This window comes from Streptomyces chumphonensis (assembly GCF_014779715.1).
Lineage (GTDB): Bacteria > Actinomycetota > Actinomycetes > Streptomycetales > Streptomycetaceae > Streptomyces > Streptomyces chumphonensis.
Map to the genome: position 1 here is coordinate 88,797 of NZ_JACXYU010000002.1, position 17,284 is coordinate 106,080.

Annotated in this window: 18 protein-coding genes; 12 read left to right on the top strand and 6 right to left on the bottom strand. The window is 73.5% G+C overall.

The annotated features are described in order from the left end of the window. Nucleotides 1-187 precede the first annotated feature (187 nt). Nucleotides 188-898, top strand: a complete 711-nt coding sequence (locus IF129_RS05670) for a lysophospholipid acyltransferase family protein (RefSeq protein WP_191208365.1) — start codon at nt 188-190, stop codon at nt 896-898. Between the two features lie 61 nt (nt 899-959). Here IF129_RS05670 and IF129_RS05675 read toward each other — a convergent pair whose 3' ends face one another. From IF129_RS05675 to IF129_RS05685, 3 genes are all read right to left on the bottom strand, one after another. Beyond that, nucleotides 960-2,063 carry a threonine aldolase family protein gene (locus tag IF129_RS05675; RefSeq protein WP_318153570.1) on the bottom strand — a complete coding sequence of 368 codons (1,104 nt, stop codon included), beginning with the start codon at nt 2,061-2,063 and terminating at the stop codon, nt 960-962. Continuing rightward, entirely contained in the window at nt 2,042-2,812 is a 771-nt protein-coding gene (locus tag IF129_RS05680; RefSeq protein WP_191208366.1) for an SDR family NAD(P)-dependent oxidoreductase, read from the bottom strand. Before IF129_RS05680 ends, IF129_RS05675 begins: the two co-directional genes overlap by 22 nt. Nucleotides 2,813-2,886: 74 nt before the next feature. Then, nucleotides 2,887-4,320, bottom strand: a complete 1,434-nt coding sequence (locus tag IF129_RS05685; protein ID WP_191208367.1) for a DUF6421 family protein — start codon at nt 4,318-4,320, stop codon at nt 2,887-2,889. A gap of 328 nt (nt 4,321-4,648) precedes the next feature. On the opposite strand from IF129_RS05685, the gene IF129_RS05690 reads away from it, so the two are divergent. Next, nucleotides 4,649-5,362: a glycerophosphodiester phosphodiesterase gene (locus IF129_RS05690; RefSeq protein ID WP_191208368.1), complete on the top strand. Its 714-nt coding sequence runs from the start codon at nt 4,649-4,651 to the stop codon at nt 5,360-5,362. Here the strand turns inward: IF129_RS05690 and IF129_RS05695 are convergent. Next, nucleotides 5,346-5,897: a GNAT family N-acetyltransferase gene (locus IF129_RS05695; RefSeq protein ID WP_191208369.1), complete on the bottom strand. Its 552-nt coding sequence runs from the start codon at nt 5,895-5,897 to the stop codon at nt 5,346-5,348. The genes IF129_RS05690 and IF129_RS05695 overlap by 17 nt on opposite strands. Nucleotides 5,898-5,995: 98 nt before the next feature. Between IF129_RS05695 and IF129_RS05700 the strand changes: the two genes are divergently transcribed. The 4 genes from IF129_RS05700 (at nt 5,996) to IF129_RS05715 (ending at nt 8,913) form a co-directional block, all read left to right on the top strand. Further along, nucleotides 5,996-6,388, top strand: coding sequence for a VOC family protein (locus IF129_RS05700; protein WP_191208370.1), 393 nt, complete (start codon nt 5,996-5,998; stop codon nt 6,386-6,388). 89 nt (nt 6,389-6,477) lie between these two features. After that, nucleotides 6,478-7,023 carry a DUF5134 domain-containing protein gene (locus tag IF129_RS05705; protein ID WP_191208371.1) on the top strand — a complete coding sequence of 182 codons (546 nt, stop codon included), beginning with the start codon at nt 6,478-6,480 and terminating at the stop codon, nt 7,021-7,023. 85 nt (nt 7,024-7,108) lie between these two features. Next, nucleotides 7,109-8,059: a M56 family metallopeptidase gene (locus tag IF129_RS05710; protein ID WP_191208372.1), complete on the top strand. Its 951-nt coding sequence runs from the start codon at nt 7,109-7,111 to the stop codon at nt 8,057-8,059. Between the two features lie 155 nt (nt 8,060-8,214). Continuing rightward, nucleotides 8,215-8,913, top strand: coding sequence for a TetR/AcrR family transcriptional regulator (locus tag IF129_RS05715; RefSeq protein ID WP_191208373.1), 699 nt, complete (start codon nt 8,215-8,217; stop codon nt 8,911-8,913). Here IF129_RS05715 and IF129_RS05720 read toward each other — a convergent pair. Continuing rightward, complete coding sequence (locus IF129_RS05720; RefSeq protein ID WP_318153571.1) at nt 8,879-10,363, bottom strand: LVIVD repeat-containing protein; 1,485 nt, start codon at nt 10,361-10,363, stop codon at nt 8,879-8,881. The genes IF129_RS05715 and IF129_RS05720 overlap by 35 nt on opposite strands. 182 nt (nt 10,364-10,545) lie before the next feature. On the opposite strand from IF129_RS05720, the gene IF129_RS05725 reads away from it, so the two are divergent. Further along, on the top strand, nt 10,546-11,223 hold the full coding sequence (locus IF129_RS05725; RefSeq protein WP_191208374.1) for a DUF305 domain-containing protein: 678 nt from the start codon (nt 10,546-10,548) through the stop codon (nt 11,221-11,223). A gap of 121 nt (nt 11,224-11,344) precedes the next feature. Continuing rightward, a complete protein-coding gene (locus IF129_RS05730; RefSeq protein ID WP_191208375.1) occupies nt 11,345-12,706 on the top strand; it encodes an FAD-dependent oxidoreductase in 1,362 nt (453 codons plus the stop codon). Nucleotides 12,707-12,718: 12 nt separating this feature from the next. On the opposite strand, the gene IF129_RS05735 is transcribed toward IF129_RS05730, so the two are convergent. Next, complete coding sequence (locus IF129_RS05735; RefSeq protein WP_191208376.1) at nt 12,719-13,075, bottom strand: ArsR/SmtB family transcription factor; 357 nt, start codon at nt 13,073-13,075, stop codon at nt 12,719-12,721. A 105-nt stretch (nt 13,076-13,180) separates the two neighbouring features. On the opposite strand from IF129_RS05735, the gene IF129_RS05740 reads away from it, so the two are divergent. The 4 genes from IF129_RS05740 (at nt 13,181) to IF129_RS05755 (ending at nt 17,156) form a co-directional block, all read left to right on the top strand. Next, the gene (locus tag IF129_RS05740; RefSeq protein WP_191208377.1) at nt 13,181-14,263 is read left to right on the top strand and encodes an NADH:flavin oxidoreductase/NADH oxidase; all 1,083 of its coding nucleotides are present in this window, start codon (nt 13,181-13,183) and stop codon (nt 14,261-14,263) included. Between the two features lie 82 nt (nt 14,264-14,345). Next, nucleotides 14,346-15,452, top strand: coding sequence for a WD40/YVTN/BNR-like repeat-containing protein (locus tag IF129_RS05745; RefSeq protein WP_191208378.1), 1,107 nt, complete (start codon nt 14,346-14,348; stop codon nt 15,450-15,452). Nucleotides 15,453-15,510: 58 nt separating this feature from the next. Next, the gene (locus tag IF129_RS05750) at nt 15,511-16,188 is read left to right on the top strand and encodes a uracil-DNA glycosylase (RefSeq protein WP_191208379.1); all 678 of its coding nucleotides are present in this window, start codon (nt 15,511-15,513) and stop codon (nt 16,186-16,188) included. Next, the gene (locus IF129_RS05755; protein ID WP_318153572.1) at nt 16,185-17,156 is read left to right on the top strand and encodes an N-acetylglucosamine kinase; all 972 of its coding nucleotides are present in this window, start codon (nt 16,185-16,187) and stop codon (nt 17,154-17,156) included. Before IF129_RS05750 ends, IF129_RS05755 begins: the two co-directional genes overlap by 4 nt. Nucleotides 17,157-17,284 lie beyond the last annotated feature (128 nt).

Genomic DNA, 17,284 nt, shown 5'->3' on the forward strand with positions numbered 1-17,284 from the left:
CCGCGTACGGCCGCTGTGACGTGCGGACTTCGCGTCGCGCGCGGCGCTTTCCCGGCCGGCGGGCGGGGCCGCGAACAACGTGATCGGGATCTCCTCACCCCGGGCTGGTCCGGGAAGTTACGGACGCGTAAGTTCACAGGGACCGGCCGGGCACCCCGCCCGGCGGCCGCTTTCTCGAAGGACCCCCATGGCAGAGCTCGTCTATCCCCCCGTCATCCGCACGGCGCTCACCTGGTTCAAGGCGATCGACCTGCGCTTCGACATCGAGGGGACCGAGCACGTGCCGCAGCGGGGTGGTGCCGTCCTGGTCAGCAACCACATCAGCTACCTGGACTTCATCTTCGCCGGACGGGCCGCACTGCCCGCGAAGCGGCTGGTGCGCTTCATGGCGAAGGAGTCCGTCTTCCGCCACAAGGTCTCCGGCCCCCTGATGCGGGCCATGAAGCACATCCCGGTGGACCGCGCGGCGGGCAAGGACGCCTACCGGCACGCGGTGCGGGCGCTGCGGTCGGGGGAGATCGTCGGCGTCTTCCCGGAGGCGACCATCTCTCCGTCGTTCACGCTCAAGGAGTTCAAGAGCGGCGCGGCGCGGATGGCCCAGGAGGCCGACGTCCCGCTCCTCCCGGTGGCCCTGTGGGGCACGCAGCGCCTGTGGACGAAGGGACGCCCCCGCGACTTCGGGCGCAACCACTTCCCGATCACCATCCGCGTCGGTGCTCCGCTCCTCCCCCGCGCCGGGGAGTCGGTGGGCGCCGTCACCGAGCGGCTGCGCGGCCGGGTGCAGGAGCTGCTGGAGGCCGCTCAGCGCGCCTACCCGGCCCGGCCGAAGAACGCGGACGACTCCTGGTGGCTGCCCGCCCACCTCGGCGGCACCGCGCCGGCGCCTCCGCAGCCGTGAGAGAGGGCCGCCACCGGGCCCGGGGGCCCGGTGGCGGCCGTCGGCGGCTTCGGCGGCCGGCTCAGGAGCCGGAGTCCAGTTCCGCCCGCAGCGCCGCGAGGAACCCGTCGACGTCCTCCTCGGTGGTGTCGAAGGCGCACATCCAGCGCACGACGCCCGCCGCCTCGTCCCAGAAGTAGAAGCGGTAGTGCTTCATCAGCCGCTCGCTGACGTCGTGCGGGAGCCGGGCGAAGATGCCGTTGGCCTGCACCGGGTACAGGATCTCCACGCCCTTGACCGCACCGGCGCCCTCCGCGAGCCGCCGGGCCATGCTGTTGGCGTGCCGGGCGTTGCGCAGCCACAGGTCCCCCGCCAGCAGGGCCTCCAGTTGCACCGAGACGAAGCGCATCTTGGAGGCCAGCTGCATCGAGAGCTTGCGCAGGTGCTTCATGCCCCGGACGGCACCGGGGTTGAGGACGACCACGGCCTCGCCGAACAGCGCCCCGTTCTTCGTGCCGCCGAGGGAGAGCAGGTCCACCCCGGCCACGTTGGTGAACGTCCGCATGGGGACGTCGAGGGAGGCGGCGGCGTTGGCGATCCGTGAACCGTCCAGGTGCACCACCATGCCGCGCTCGTGTGCGTGCTCGCAGATGGCCTTGATCTCCGCGGGCGTGTAGAGGGTGCCCAGCTCCGTGCTCTGGGTGATCGAGACGACCTGCGGCATGGCGCGGTGCTCGTCGTCCCAGCCGTAGGCCTCCCGGTCGATCAGCTCGGGGGTCAGCTTGCCGTCCTCGGTGGGGACGGTGAGCAGCTTGAGCCCGCCCACCCGCTCGGGCGCCCCGCACTCGTCGACGTTGATGTGCGCGCTCTCGGCGCAGATGACCGCGCCCCAGCGGTCGGTGACCGCCTGGAGCGCGACGACGTTGGCGCCCGTTCCGTTGAAGACGGGGAACGCCTCCGCGCGGGGGCCGAAGTGCCGACGCACCACCTGCTGGAGGTGCCCGGTGTACTCGTCCCCGCCGTAGGCCGTCTGGTGCCCGTCGTTGGCCAGCGCGAGCGCCGCCATCACTTCCGGATGGGCGCCCGCGTAGTTGTCGCTGGCGAACCCGCGGGCCCGGGGGTCGTGGCGCCGCTTGGCGTCGGTCCGTGCGCGTGTGGGGTCGTTCAGGGCTTCGGGGTGAGCCACAGGCGGTTTCCGTTCACTTCCTCGGTGGGGGTGGACCAGGTGCCGGTGATCGCGTCCGCCAGGTCGGTGACGTCGGTGAAGCCCGCGAACTTGGCGTTCGGGCGCTCCGCGCGCATCGCGTCGTGCACCAGCGCCTTCACGACGAGGATCGCAGCCGCCGCCTGCGGTCCCCGCTCGCCCCCCGCCTTGCGGAACGCGTCGGCCATGGCGAGCGTCCACGCCTCGGCGGCGGCCTTGGCGGCCGCGTAGGCGGCGTTGCCGGCCGTGGGCCTGCCCGCCCCGGCCGCGCTGACGAGCAGGAAACGACCCCGGCCCGACCGCGCGAGCGCGCCCTCGAAGGCGAGGGAGGTGTGCTGGACGGTGCGGATGAGCAGCTTCTCCAGGAGCTCCCAGTCGGCGAGGTCGGTGTCGGCGAAGGTCGCCGAACCGCGCCAGCCTCCGACCAGGTGGACCAGCCCGTCGATCCGGCCGAACTCCTTCTCGGTGCGCCGGGCCCACTCCCGCGTCTCGTCGAGGTCCAGGAGGTCCACGGTGTCGCCGACGACGGTGGCGCCGCCGTGGGCGAAGCGGGCCGCGTCGACCCCTTCGGCCAGCCGCTGCGGGTCCGCGTCGGCGCCGACGACGACGGCGCCCGCCTCCGCGAGCCGCAGCAGCGTCGCGTGTCCGGCGGGTCCACCGGCCCCGGCCACGGCCACGACCGCGCCCTCCAGTGATCCCGCTCCGCCGTTGCCCGGGGTACCGCTCGTCATGCCACTCGCCTCCACTGTGCCCGCCTGTCGCTCTGTTCCGTCGCCGCCGCCGTCACGGCCCGTGCCGCGTGCGCTCACGCCGCCACGGGGGCGGTGACGCGGTCCGCGGTGATGCCCTCGGTCGAGGCGATCACACTGCGCAGCTTCTTGGCCAGCGCCTCATAGAACATGCTGAGCGGGAACTCGTCCGGATGCACCTCGTCGACGAGCTTGCGCGGCGGCAGGCTCAGGTCGAGGGCCTCGGGCCCCTTGGCCCAGGTGGAGCCGGGGTGCGGGGCCAGGTACGTCGAGACGAGCTCGTAGGCCTTGAGCCAGTGCACCAGCTTGGGCCGGTCGATGCCCCGGCGGTACAGCGTCTCGATCTCCTCGCGGAGCTGGACGGTGACCTCGCGGGCGAGGTCCCAGTCGATGGTGAGCTTGTTGTCGGTCCAGCGCAGGGCGTCGCTCTGGTGGAGGTAGGCGAAGAGCAGCTGACCGCCGAGCCCGTCGTAGTTGCGGTTGCGCTCCCCGCTGACGGGGAAGCGGAACAGGCGGTCCAGGAGGACGGCGTACTGCACGTCACGGCCCTGCGGAACGCCGTCGGCCTCCAGCTTGACGGCCTCGTGGAAGGCCGTGAGGTCGCAGCGCAGCTCCTCCAGGCCGTACATCCAGAACGGCTGGCGCTGCTTGATCATGAACGGGTCGAAGGGCAGGTCCCCGTGGCTGTGCGTGCGGTCGTGCACCATGTCCCACAGCACGAAGGCCTGCTGGGTGCGCTCCTGGTCGCCGAGGAGGGCCAGGGCGTCCTCGGGGAGTCGCAGGCTGGTCACGTCGCAGGCGGACTCGACGACGCGGCGGAAACGGGCCGCCTCGCGGTCGCAGAAGATGCCGCCCCAGGTGAACCGCTCCGGGGCTTCGCGCACCGCGATGGTCTCGGGGAAGAGGACGGCCGAGTGCGTGTCGTAGCCGCTGGTGAAGTCCTCGAAGGTGATGCCGAGGAAGAGCGGGTTGTCGTAGCGGGTGCGCTCCAGGTCGGCCAGCCAGTCGGGCCACACCATGCGCAGGACGACGGCCTCCAGGTTGCGGTTCGGGTTGCCGTTCTGCGTGTACATGGGGAAGACGACGAGGTGCTGACGCCCGTCCACGCGCTGCTCGGCGGGCTGGAAGGCCAGCAGCGAGTCCAGGAAGTCCGGCACCTGGAAGCCGTCCTCGGCCCAGCGGCGCAGGTCGGCCACGAGGGCCCGGTGGTAGGAGGCGTTGTGCGGCAGCAGCGGCGCCAGCCGCTCGACGGCGGCGGCGACCCGCTCGACCTCGGCTTCGACGACCTCCCGGGTGGGCGCGTCCTCGGCCGCGAAGTCGACGGAGCCGTCCTTCGTCTGCCAGGGGCGGATCCGCTCCACGGCGTCCTTCAGTTCGGTCCAGGCGGGGTGGCCGACCACCCGCTCGGCAGCGTCCACCGGCGCGGATATCGACGAGCCGACAGGACGAACATCTCCCTCGGCAAACGCAGGCGAAAGAATATCCGTCATCGCTGTCCCTCCACGGAAGAAAATCTTGTACGACCTACCGTAGGCACATCACGTCCCACACCTCAAGCGGAGACGCAGGAAATCTTCCCGAACTGCTGAGGAAAATGCAGGATTCTTTCGGCCGAACCTCGGAAGCCCAGGACGTCCGAGGTGAAATGCAAGGAAAGTGCCGTTCAGTACAGTTCGCACCTTCGCTCCCCTGTCTCACCCGTTCGGCCCAGGCCACCCGGCGGACGTCTCACGTTCAGCCCGACTTGGCCGCGCCGGTTAGGCTGGCGCCCGGTCGACGCCGGACCGGGGGAACCCCGCACAACGAGGAGAGAACCACGTGGGACTGCTGACCGTCGGGCACCGCGGGGTCATGGGAGTCGAGCCGGAGAACACGCTCCGCTCCTTCCGCCGCGCGCAGGCGGAGGGCCTGGACATGATCGAGCTCGACCTGCACCTGAGCAAGGACGGGGAGCTGGTCGTCATGCACGACGCCGAGGTGGACCGCACCACCGACGGGTCCGGGCGCGTGGGCGACATGACCGTGGCGGAACTGCGCGGCCTGGACGCCGGCCTCGGGGAACGCGTGCCCGTGTTCGACGAGGTCGTCGACGCCGTCACGGCCCCCCTGCAGGCGGAGATCAAGAACGGGGCCGCCGCGCGCGTCCTGGCCGAGGTCGTCCAACGGCGACGGCTGCACGACAGGATCTGGGTGATCTCGTTCCACGAGGAGGCACTCGCCGAGACCCGCAGGCGTCTCCCCGACATCCCCATCGCCCTGGTCACCGGTGGCTCGACACCGACGGCGCCGGAACGGGCGGCCCGCCTGGGCGCCGGGACGGTCTCCTGCGAGCTGCGGCACCTTCGACCGGACGTCGTCGAGCGCTGCCACGCGGCGGGCATCAAGGTCATCAGCTGGACCGTCAACACGCCGCAGGAGCTCGCTCGGGCCCGGGAGCTGGGTCTGGACGGGGTCGTGACGGACCTGCCGGAGATCGGGCGCGCGCTCGCCGACGTCCCGGCGGACGCCCCGGCGGTCAGCCCAGGGGCTTGACCAGCAGCTCGAAGCACAGGTCCGGTCGGCGCGGGATGCCGAAGCGCTCGTCCCCGTAGGGGAAGGGGCTCGTCCGGCCGGTCCGCGCGTAGCCCCGTCGCACGTACCAGGCGATCAGGTCCTCGCGCTGGGTGATGACGGTCATCTCCATCATGCGGGCGCCCCACAGCGCGGCCGCGGTGCGCTCGGCCTCCGCCAGTACCCGGCGCCCGAGCCCGGCGCCCTGGAGACCGGGGCGGACCGCGAACATGCCGAAGTAGGCGACCGGTCCTTCCGGCCGCTCCCGCCGCTCCAGGTGGCAGCACGCGACCGGCAGCCCCTCCCGCTCCGCCACCAGGAGCCGGCTGCTGCGGTCCGCCACCAGTGCGCGCACCCCCTCGGGATCGGTGCGGCGGCCGTCCAGCAGGTCGGCCTCGGTCGTCCAGCCGGCGCGGCTGGACTCGCCCCGGTAGGCGGACTCCACGAGGGCGACCAGGGGATCGACGTCGCTCTCGGTGGCCGTCCGGAAGGTGAGGGCGGGCTGTGCGGTGTCCATGGCGCCCGAGCCTAACCCGGCGCCTTCGGGTGCGGGCACCGCGCGGGAGGCCCTCCGCGAAGGGTCTCCCGCGGGGCGACAGCCCCTAGAGTCACCGCATGGTTCACGTACTGAGCAGCAGGGTGTTGTTGCGACCGACCGACCCGGAGGAGGCACGGGACTTCTACGGCAGGCGCGTGGGGCTCGCCGTCCAGCGGGAGTTCGGGACCGGCCCCGAGCGGGGCACCGTCTACTTCCTCGGGGGCGGCTTCCTGGAGGTGTCCGGCCGCTCCGAGCGCCCCAGCGCGCCGGGGCTGCGGCTGTGGCTCCAGGTCGCCGACGCCGCCGAGGCGCACCGTGAGCTCGCCGACCGGGGCGTGGACGTGCTGCGCGCGCCGGTGCGCGAACCGTGGGGGCTGATCGAGATGTGGGTCGCCGCGCCGGACGACGTCCGGCTGTGCGTGGTGCAGATCCCCGACGACCACCCGCTGCGGTACCGGCCGGGCATCTGACGTCGACGCGCCCCCTCTGCCCCGGCGCGCCCCCATGCGCCACCGCCTCCTGAGGGCACACTCCCCGGCAAGGGGATGGGGAGGTGGCCATGCACGGCCCGGCACTGGTCGGCTGGTTGCTGACGGGCGTGTGTGCGCTGGCGGGCGCGGTCTGTCTGACCCGCGCCCGCCGGGGGGCCGTCGGCGGCACGGCCGGCCGGGCGGCGCGGCGGGCGCGGGAGGCGGCCGTCGCCGAGACCGTCATGGCCTGGTCGATGGCCCTCATGTCGGTACCCGGCGCCCGGCTTCCCGGGCCGTTCTACGTGGCCCTGTTCGCCGCCTCGGCGCTGTGGGCGCTCAGCCTGCGCTCACGCGGGATGGGGCACCAGCTCCACCACCTCACCGAGGCGGCGGCCATGGGCTACCTGGTCCTCAGCATGAGTGCCGGTCACCACGGCGGACCCGCCGTGGTGACCGGGGGCCTGCTGCTCTACTTCGCCGGGTACGCGGTGGCCGGCGGCGTCCGGCTGCTGCCCGTGCCGGCCGCCTCGGGCGGGCCCGGTCCCTCACCGTCGGCCGTCCTCGCCTCGCCCGGCGTGACCGACGCCTGCCGGCTCACCCTCGCGCTGGCCATGTGCGCGATGCTGCTGGGCTGATGAGGCACACCGGGCCCGGTGAGGCGTGCGTCACTTCGGGACGGTCGGCGTACCGAGGGGTAGCGGGCCGTCCTAGGCTGGCGCCATGACGGTCGCGTTCGCCCTCATCCTGCTGGGTGGCCTGACCGCGGCGACGGCGCCGCGGCTGCTGGCCCGGAGTTCCTGGGCGGATCGGGAACCGATCCTCGCCCTGTGGGTGTGGCAGTGCGTCGTGGCGGCCGTCCTGCTGTGCTGCGTCCTGGCCATGGCCCTGTGCGGCGCGGAGGCGTGGCAGGCCGTCCGGGGCCATGTGTTCGCGCCCGCCCCCCAACAGGTCATCGACGCCTACGCGCTCTCCGGCGAGGGCGATCCGTGGGCCGCCGTGCTCGCCGTCGCGCTCTTCGGCGGCGGGGCCTGGACGGCGGCGATGCTCGGCCGGGAGGTGTTCGGCGTCCGTGCCGCGCGCCGGGCCCGCCGCGCGGAGCTGCGGGAGCGCTCGCCCCGGCTGCCCGGCGAGGAGGAGGCCGACGGGGGTCGGCTGACCGTGCTGGAGGACGCGCGTCCCGGCGCCTGGTGGCTGCCCGGCGCCGACGCCCGGCTGGTGATCACCACGGCGGCCCTGCACCGGCTCAAGGGACGTCAGCTCGACGCCGTCCTGGCACACGAGGAGGGGCACGTGCGGGCACGCCACGACTGGCTGCTGCACTCGTCCTCGGCCCTGGCCTCGGCCTTCCCCCGGGTGCCCGTCTTCCGGGCCTTCCGGCAGCAGATGCACCGCCTGGTGGAGCTGGCGGCCGACGACGTCGCGTCCCGCCGCTGCGGCCGGCTGACCACGGCGCTGGCGCTGGTCGGGCTGAACGAGGACCGCGGGGTGTTCGGCCCGGGCGGCGACCACGCCCACGTCCACGACGACCTGCCGCAGCGGGTGAGCCGACTGCTCGGGCCCGCGAACCGGCTGTCGGTCGGGCGGCGGCTGCGCGTGACGGCGCTGGCCTCGCTCATCCCCGTGGTCCCGCTGCTGGTCGCCTTCGTCCCCGGGCTGCGCGCGCTCGGCTGAGCCGCGTGGAGCCACGGGGCGGCGCGCACGACAGAGCCGGTCTCGGACGATCCCCCGCGTCGCCCGAGACCGGCTGCCGGAGTGCTCCGAAGGAGCGTGCTCCGGCACCTGGCTGAGTATATTGGCTGGGAGCCAGTCAACGCAGGAGTTACAGCATGTCCCCTCGGAGCGCTTCGGTCAACGAAGAATTGCGCCGACGCTCGCGCGAGCGACTGCTGCAGGCGACGGTGGAACTGGTCGACGAGCGCGGCTACGAGGCCACCACGCTCGGGGACATCGCGGGCCGCGCCGGCGCCGCGCGCGGGTTGATCTCGTACTACTTCCCGGGCAAGCGGCAGTTGCTGCAGTCGGCGGTGCACCGTCTGATGCACCGCACCCTCAGTGCCGCCCTGGACGCCGATCCGCGGCCGGAGGGGCCCGAGGCGGGGAGCGAGATGCTGGCGCGGGCGATCGACGCCGTCCTGGGACTGGCCCGCACGCATCCCACCCTGATGCGCACCCACATGGCGGGCATCCTGCAGCAGGAGGGCTTCGTGCAGTGCGAGGAGCAGCAGCGGCTCGCGGCGGAGTTGCGCCGGGCGATGACCTCGTACGGCGCCCCGGACGTGGACGCCGACTACCCGCTGCTTCGGGCGCTGTTGATGGGGGCCGTCGTGGCGCTCCTGCTGCCGGGCATCCCCATGCCGCTGCCCCGGCTGCGCGCCGAACTGTTCAGCCGCTACGGCCTGGACTGGCGGCTCGGGGTGCCGCCGGGCGGTGAACCGCACGGCGGCACCCGTGAGTTGCGGGCCCTGCGCGAGACGTGCCGGTGTGGCGGGGTCAGCGGCGGTAGCGGGGCTGCGTCTGGACGTTGAGCTCGTCCATCCGCACCCGCTTCGCGCCGTCGGTGCGCCGGTCGTCGATCCGCAGGACGTCGAACCCGTTCTGGTCGCTCGAGTAGATGTGGCCGTTGTAGTAGTAGGCGGACCAGGTGCCGCCGAACGTCAGCCGCTCGGTCGACTCCGGGCCCCGCTCGAAGTAGCCGATCTCCTTCGGACGGCGGGAGTCGGTGAAGTCCCAGACGGAGATGCCGCCCTGGTACCACGACTGCACCATGACGTCGCGGCCGCGCACCGGGATCAGCGAGCCGTTGTGGGCGACGCAGTTCTCGGTGTCCGCCTGGTGCCGGGGGATCTTGTAGTAGTTGACGAAGTCGAGGCGCGACTTCGCGCCCTTGCCCCTGATGTGGTAGATGCCGTCGGCACCCTTCTCGTCACCGGTGCGCTCGTTGCAGGTGGCACCGACGCCGCCCCCGAGCTCGTCGGTGAAGACGACCTTGCGTCCGTTCTGGCTGAACGTCGCGGAGTGCCAGAAGGCGAAGTTCTCCCGGTCCTGCACCCGGTCGATCACCCGTGGCCGCTCCGGCCGGCTGATGTCGAGCAGTACGCCGTCCCCCATGCAGGCCCCGGCCGCGAGGCGCAGGGCGGGGTAGGCGGTGATGTCGTGGCAGCCGGTGGTGGGGACGTTGTCCGGGCGGTCCTCCTCGCCCGGGTACCCGCCGTCGGGGAACAGCCGGGCGAAGGAGACGAGTTCGGCCCGCTCCGGCGCCGTGCGGGGCACCTCGACGATCGAGATGCCGTCGTGCGGCGGCCGGCAGTCGGGGAAGACGTCGCGGGGGAAGTAGGACGAGACGTAGACGTGGATCTTCTTCTTGCCCGGAACGAGGGTGTGGGTGTGCGAACCGCACGGAGTCTCCACGGCGGAGACGTAGCGCGGGTGGCTCTTGTCGCTGATGTCGAAGACGCGGATGCCCTCCCAGGAGCTCTTCTCGGTGGCGGGCTGCGAGACGCTGGTGCAGCTGTCGTCGCTGCGGGAGGAGTCCACGGAGAGGAAGAGCAGGTCGCCCGAGACCGAGATGTCGTTCTGGCCGCCCGGGCAGAGCACCTGGCTGACGACGCGCGGCGACGCGGGCGTGCTGATGTCGTAGACGACGAAGCCGTCGTAGTTTCCGACGAACGCGTGGTCGCCTTGGAAGGCGATGTCCGTGTTGGTCCCGGTCAGCGCGGTCCTGGGCATCGTGGTCAGGTGGGAGATGTTGTCGCTGTGGACGATCTCGCCCGGTTCCGGCAGCTCCCCACGGGCGACGGCGGCCTCGATGGCCGCCTCCTTCGGCTCCGAGGCGACCTCGGGCGCGGGCTGCGGGGTCACCGGGTCGGGAACGGCGAGCGCGGGGCCCGCCGTGAGCAGCGAGGCGAACAGGCCGGCGGCCGCCGCGGCCACCGCTATGCGTCTGCGCCGTGCGGGGGGTGAGGGCAACGACGTCACGGACTTCTCCTTCCGCCCTCCCGGTCGGGGAGGCGCTCGGTCAGGAACTTCGTGCAGTATGGCGCTTACATGTACAGATCAACAGAGGAAGGCGCAGTCTTGTCCGCAAGCGCACGTCGGGCGGCCGAACAGCACCGCCCGCGTGTGCGCGCGCCCACCACGCCACAGGAGGAGACGTCGTGATGAACCGTCAGCACCGGCGCGTGTCCGGGAGCCTCACCGCCCTGGCGGCCCTGCTCGGACTGGCCGCCCTGACCGTCGGCTGCACCGGCGGCACCGAGGGGAGTCCGGCCGCCGGCCCCTCGGTCATCGCACCGGGCGCGCCGGGCGAGCGGGCACACACCCTCTCCCCCCAGGAGGCGGAGGCGCAGGGGCGCAAGGAGCGCCAGCCCAACAGCGCCGACATCGACTACATGAGCCGCATGGTCGTGCACCACGAGCAGGCGCTGGTGATGGCCGACCTGGCGCCCGAGCGGGCGGGCGGTGCGCCGGTGCGGAAGCTGGCCGACCGCATCCGGGCCGCCCAGGACCCGGAGATCACCGCCATGCGGGCCTGGCTCGAGCGGCACGCCCCCGACCGTGCCGAGGAGAGCGGCTCGGACGCGTCCGGGCACGGGCACTCCCACGGCGACATGCCGGGGATGGCGACCGAGGAGGAGTTGGCGGAGCTGCGAGCCGCGGAGGGCGCGGCGTTCGACGCCCTGTTCCTGGAGCTGATGATCGACCACCACAACGGGGCGGTGACCATGGTCGCCGAGGTGCTCGGCGCGGGCAACGACGTCCGGGTGGAGGAACTCGCGGCCGACACGGCGGCGCAGCAGTCGGCCGAGGTCGAACGGATGCGGGCGATGAGGGGCTGAGTACCGCTGGAGGCGCCCGCCAAAGCGGCTCGACGGACGTCCGTGACCCGGCCGCCGGCCTCCCGCGCGGCGGCTTCCGGTGCCATGCTGGACGGTATCCGGGCGAAGGGAGAGCCCAGCCGTGAGTGCTCTCAAGCGCGTTGCCGTCGTCGGTTCCGGACCCAGCGGGGTCTACACCGTGCAGGCGCTGCTGGACCAGGATCCCTCGGCCGCGCTGGCGGTGGACGTCCTGGACCGGCTGCCGTGCCCCTACGGCCTCGTCCGCTACGGCGTCGCCCCCGACCACGAGAAGATCAAGTCCCTCCAGCAGAACCTCCGCAGGGTACTGGAGGACCCGCGGGTGCGGTTCGTCGGCAACGTGCGCGTCGGGGACGACGGCGTGTCCACCGAGGAGCTCCGCGAGCTCTACCAGGCCGTCGTCTACTGCGTCGGAGCGGCCGCGGACCGCAGGCTCGGCATCCCCGGTGAGGACCTCGACGGCAGCTGCTCGGCCACCGACTTCGTCTCCTGGTACAGCGGTCACCCCGACGCCCGGGACGGCTTCCCCCTCGCCGCCCCGTCGGTGGTGGTGATCGGGGTCGGCAACGTCGCCGTCGACGTGGCCCGCATGCTCGTCCGGGGTGCCGCGGAGCTGCACGGGACGGACATGCCGCAACGCCCTCTGGAGGACCTGGTGCACGGCGGCTCGCGCACCGTGCACGTGGTCGGGCGGCGCGGCCCCTCGCAGGCGAAGTTCACCACCCGGGAGTTGCGCGAGCTGGGCACCCTGCCGGGCGTGCGGACGCTCGTCCGCGAAGCGGAACTGGCACGCGACCCGGGGTACGTGCGGCCGGAGGGTCTGCCGGGGCCCGTACGGCGCAACCTGGCCGCGCTCGGGGACTGGAGCCGCGGCGGGGCGGCGGGGTCGGGCCGCCGCATCGAGCTGCGCTTCTTCCTCCGCCCGGTCGAGATCCTCGGGAGCGACACCGGCACGGTCCGGGCCGTGCGCTTCGAACGGACGGAACCGGACGGCCGGGGCGGTGTCCGGGGGACGGGCTCGTTCGAGGACATCGAGGCCCGATGGGTCCTGCGGTCGGTCGGCTACCGAGGGGTACCGCTTCCCGGGCTGCCGTTCGACGCGTCGCGCGGCACGGTTCCGCACGACGGCGGCAGGGTCCTGCGCGACGGGCGGCCCTCGCCCGGCGAGTACGTGGCCGGTTGGATCAAGCGGGGGCCCACCGGTGTCATCGGCACGAACCGGCCGTGCGCCAAGGAGACGGTGGCGGCGCTGCTGGCGGACGCCGACGCCCTCGCGGCGCGCCCGGTGGCCGAGGCCGATCCGCTGGCCCGGCTCGGCGCCCGGGGCCGCACCCCCGTGCCGTGGTCGGGGTGGCTGAACGTCGAGGCCGCCGAGGCGCTGCTGGGCGGCAGCCTCGGCCGCGCGACGGCGAAGATCGCGGACTGGGACGGCCTGCTCGCGGCGGCACGGGGTACCGGCCGCTGAGGCCGGCGGCGGTCAGGCGCGCCGGACGGCCTCGGCCTGCGCGGCGGCCAGCACGCTGTCCAGCAGCCCGGGGAAGAGGGCCTGGAGGTCGTCCCGGCGCAGCCGGTTGAGTTTGGCCGTCCCCCGATAGGTCTGCCTGATGACTCCGCACTCCCGTAGGACGCGGAAGTGGTGCGTCGTCGTCGACTTGCTGACGGGCAGGTCCAGGGCCGAGCAGCTCTGCTCGGCCGGCCCGGCGGCCAGCCGGCGGACCACCGCCAGGCGCATCGGGTCGGCGAGCGCGTGCAGCACGCCCTCCAGGCGGATCTCCGAGCGGTGCGGGTGGGGCAGGTCCCGGCCGGCGGCGGAAGGGGCGGATGGCGTCGTCACGGTTCCATCGTACGAGAATCCTCGTAGTTTGACATTCGCCGTACTACGACGAGTATCGTATGACTGCGCGCACCGAGGCGCGCCACCGTTTCCGAGGAGCCTTACGTGAGCGTCCTGTTCGAGCCCCGCACCCTGCGGTCCCTCACCCTTCCGAACCGGGTCTGGATGGCCCCGATGTGCCAGTACTCCGCCCCCACCCAGGGGCCGCAGACCTCCGTCGCCGGGGACTGGCACCTCGCCCACTACGCGGCACGGGCCACGGGCGGTACGGGACTGATCCTCGTCGAGGCCACCGCGGTGAGCCCCGAGGGCCGCATCAGCCCGGCCGACCTCGGGCTGTGGAACGACGCGCAGACCACCGGCCTGCGCCGCATCACGGACTTCCTCACCGGCCAGGGCACCGTCCCCGGCATCCAGCTCGCGCACGCGGGCCGCAAGGCCGCCACCGACCGTCCGTGGCGCGGAGGCGCACCGCTCGGAGCGCACGAGGAGGGATGGCGGCCGGTGGCACCCAGCCCCGTCGCGTTCGACGAGCGCCACCCGGTACCCGACGAGCTGACCGTGGAGCAGATCCGGACGATCGTCGGCCAGTTCGCGGACGCGGCCGGACGCGCGCTGGAGGCCGGGTTCAAGGTCGCCGAGATCCACGGGGCGCACGGCTATCTGATCGGTGAGTTCCTCTCTCCGCACAGCAACCACCGCACGGACCACTACGGCGGTTCGTTCGAGAACCGGACCCGTTTCGCCCTGGAGGTCGTCGACGCCGTGCGCGCGGTCTGGCCGCAGGACCTGCCGCTGTTCTTCCGCGTCTCGGCGACCGACTGGCTCGAGCCCGACGGCTGGACCGTGGACGACACCGTGCGCCTCGCGGACGTCCTGCACCGGCACGGCGTCGACCTGCTGGACGTCTCCAGCGGCGGCAACGCCTCCGACGTCACCATCCCGACCGGCCCCGGCTACCAGGTGCCCTTCGCCGCCCGGGTGAAGGCCGAGACGCGCCTTCCCGTCGCGGCGGTCGGACTCATCACCGAGCCGACGCAGGCCGAGAAGATCATCGCGGACGGCCAGGCCGACGCGGTGCTGCTGGGCCGCCAGCTGCTGCGCGAGCCGTACTGGGCCCGGCGGGCGGCACGCGAGCTCGGCGCGAGCGGGCCGGCCGCTCCGCTGCCGTACGGACGCGCCGCCTGACCTGCGCGGACACCGTTCGGGACGCCGATACCGGCAGCCGGGGGCACACTGGCTGCCGGAGAGCGTTCCGGAGGTGTTCCGCATGACTGACGTGCTGCTCGCGGTCGGCACCCGCAAAGGTCTGTTCCTCTTCCGCGGCCGGGCCGGTTCCGGCCCGGTCACCGCAGTCGGGGGCTGGGAGCGGGCGGGGGCGCACTTCACCGACCAGGCCGTCTCCGCCCTCGCGCTCGACACCCGCTCCGGCCGGCCGACCCTCCTGGTCGGAGCGGACAGCGCCCACTGGGGCCCCTCCGTGCTGCGCTCCACCGACCTGGGCGGTGACTGGCAGGAGCCGGCGCGTCCCGCGATCCGCTTCCCGGCCGACACCGGGGCGTCACTGGAGCGGCTGTGGCAGCTGGCGCCCGGCGGCGCCGGGGAACCCGACGTCGTCTACGCGGGTACGGAACCGGCCGCGCTCTACCGTTCGGAGGACGGCGGGCGGTCGTTCGCCCTGGTGCGTTCGCTGTGGGAGCACCCCCATCGGGAGCGGTGGGAACCCGGCGGCGGCGGCCTCGGGCTGCACACCGTCCTCGTCGACCCGCGGGACTCCGGCAGGGTCACGGTCGCCGTCTCGACGGGCGGCGTCTACCGCACCGAGGACGGCGGGGAGAGCTGGAGACCCTCGAACGCCGGCGTGTCGGCCGTCTTCCTGCCCGACCCGCAGCCCGAGTTCGGCCAGTGCGTGCACAAGGTCGCCCGCGACGCCGTGCACCCGGACCGCCTCTACCTGCAGAACCACTGGGGTGTGTACCGCAGCGACGATGGCGGGCGGAGGTGGAGCGCGATCGAGTCGGGACTGCCGTCGACCTTCGGCTTCCCCGTCCTCGCCCACCCCCACCGCGCGGACACCGCCTACCTCTTCCCGCTGAACGCCGACTCCGACCGGGTGCCGGCCGGCCGCCGCTGCCGCGTCTACCGGACGGAGGACGCCGGCCGTTCGTGGACCGGCCTGGCCGACGGCCTGCCCGCGACGGACCACCACGGTCCGGTGCTGCGGGACGCCCTGTGCACCGACGGCGGCGACCCGGCGGGGCTGTACTTCGGCAACCGCAACGGTGAGGTCTACGCGAGCGCGGACGACGGCACGTCGTGGCGTCAGGTCGTGGCCCATCTCCCGGACGTGCTCTGCGTGCGGGCCGCACGGGTGTGAGGCCGGTGGACGGAGCACGTCGCCACCGGCGGGCGCGTGAGCCAGTAGGGTGAGGGCCGTGGCTGCACGACCGCTGAACGAGATCGTCGAAGCCGGCTGGGCCAAGGCCCTGGACCCGGTCGCCGGACGCATCGCCGCGATGGGCGACTTCCTACGCGCCGAGGTCGCCTCGGGCCGGACCTACCTCCCCGCCGGGGCGAACGTCCTACGCGCCTTCCAGCAACCCTTCGACGAGGTCAGGGTGCTGATCGTGGGTCAGGACCCCTATCCCACACCCGGGCACGCGGTGGGGCTGTCCTTCTCGGTGGCCCCCGAGGTCAGCCCGCTGCCGGGAAGCCTGGAGAACATCTTCCGCGAACTGCACAGCGACCTCGGACTCCCACGCCCCTCCACGGGCGATCTCACACCGTGGACCGGGCAGGGCGTCCTGCTGCTGAACCGGGCGCTGACCACCGCCCCACGGCGTCCGGCCGCCCACCGCGGCAAGGGCTGGGAGGAGGTCACCGAGCAGGCGATCCGGGCCCTGGCCGCACGGGGCACCCCGCTCGTCGCCGTCCTGTGGGGCCGCGACGCCCGCAACCTGCGTCCCCTGCTGCAGGGGTTCCCGTCGGTCGAGTCCGCGCACCCCTCCCCCATGTCCGCCGACCGCGGGTTCTTCGGTTCGCGGCCCTTCAGCCGCACGAACGCACTGCTGGCCGAACAGGGGGCGGAGCCGGTCGACTGGCGGCTGCCGTGAGCCGTTGGGTGCTCGGCGTCGACTCGGGCGGGTCGGGTCTGCGCGTCGCACTCGCCGACGCCGTCCGGGGGCGTCCGATGTCGTCGGGGCCGGTCCTCGCCACGCCCCCCGTCGGGACGGGTCCCGGCGGGATCGACGCCGAGGAACTGGCGCACCGGGTCGTGACGGCGGCCCGGACCCTGCTGACGGGGGCGGGTGCCTGCGGCGAGCCGGTCCCGGCCGTGTGCGTCGGCGCCGCCGGCATGGCGTCCCTGGGCGAGGACCTCCGCTCGCGGCTGCCCGGTGTGCTCCGCGCGGAGTTGGGCACCGACCGACTCGCCCTCGCCGCCGACGCGGTCACGGCCTACGCCGGAGCCCTGGGCGTACGGCCCGGAGCGGTGGCCGCGATGGGCACGGGCATGGTGGCACTGGCCACCGACCTCAGCGGCTGGCGCCGCGCCGACGGCTGGGGGCATCTGCTCGGCGACTGCGGCGGCGGCGCCTGGATCGGCAGAGCGGCGCTGGAGGCGGCGCTCCGCGCGCACGACGGCAGGGAATCGGGATCGGCGGCTCTGCTCGCAAGCGCGGAGGAACGCTTCGGTCCGGTCGCCGGGCTCCCGGGGCGGCTCTACCCGCGCGCCGACCGCGCCGCCGTGCTGGCGTCCTTCGCGCCCGAGGTGGCGGCCTGCGCCGCCCGGGACCCGGTCGCGGCCGACATTCTGCGGGCCGCGGCCGGGCACGTCGCCGACGCGCTGGCCGCGGTGTGCCCGGCCGACGACCGGCCGGCCGTGGCTCTCACCGGTGGGCTGGTGCGTCTGGGTGAGCCGCTGCTCGGTCCGCTGCGCCGGGAGGTGGCCGACCGGCTGCCCCGGGCCCGGCTGACCGAGCCGGCCGGCGATCCGCTCGCCGGCGCGCTCCTCGTCGCCGCCCGGCTGGCCGGGGACGGCGTGGCGCTGCCCGCCGACCCGGCGCTGCTGCGCACCGTGTGACCGGCGGGAAGACGGGTGGCGTGTACGCCGTCGTGCACAACGCGCAGCGTACGAAACGGCTCGACGCGCGGGGCGAAACACCCATCAACGGACCAATCACCCCCGGCACGGCTGTGCATAGTGCCAAG

Excerpts from the sequence above, each read along its gene's own strand:
- IF129_RS05670 (WP_191208365.1), top strand. The coding sequence starts at position 188 with ATGGCAGAGCTCGTCTATCCCCCCGTCATCCGCACGGCGCTCACCTGG.
- IF129_RS05680 (WP_191208366.1), bottom strand. The coding sequence starts at position 2,812 with ATGACGAGCGGTACCCCGGGCAACGGCGGAGCGGGATCACTGGAGGGC.
- IF129_RS05685 (WP_191208367.1), bottom strand. The coding sequence starts at position 4,320 with ATGACGGATATTCTTTCGCCTGCGTTTGCCGAGGGAGATGTTCGTCCT.
- IF129_RS05695 (WP_191208369.1), bottom strand. The coding sequence starts at position 5,897 with ATGGACACCGCACAGCCCGCCCTCACCTTCCGGACGGCCACCGAGAGC.
- IF129_RS05700 (WP_191208370.1), top strand. The coding sequence starts at position 5,996 with ATGGTTCACGTACTGAGCAGCAGGGTGTTGTTGCGACCGACCGACCCG.
- IF129_RS05705 (WP_191208371.1), top strand. The coding sequence starts at position 6,478 with ATGCACGGCCCGGCACTGGTCGGCTGGTTGCTGACGGGCGTGTGTGCG.
- IF129_RS05710 (WP_191208372.1), top strand. The coding sequence starts at position 7,109 with ATGACGGTCGCGTTCGCCCTCATCCTGCTGGGTGGCCTGACCGCGGCG.
- IF129_RS05715 (WP_191208373.1), top strand. The coding sequence starts at position 8,215 with ATGTCCCCTCGGAGCGCTTCGGTCAACGAAGAATTGCGCCGACGCTCG.
- IF129_RS05725 (WP_191208374.1), top strand. The coding sequence starts at position 10,546 with ATGAACCGTCAGCACCGGCGCGTGTCCGGGAGCCTCACCGCCCTGGCG.
- IF129_RS05745 (WP_191208378.1), top strand. The coding sequence starts at position 14,346 with ATGACTGACGTGCTGCTCGCGGTCGGCACCCGCAAAGGTCTGTTCCTC.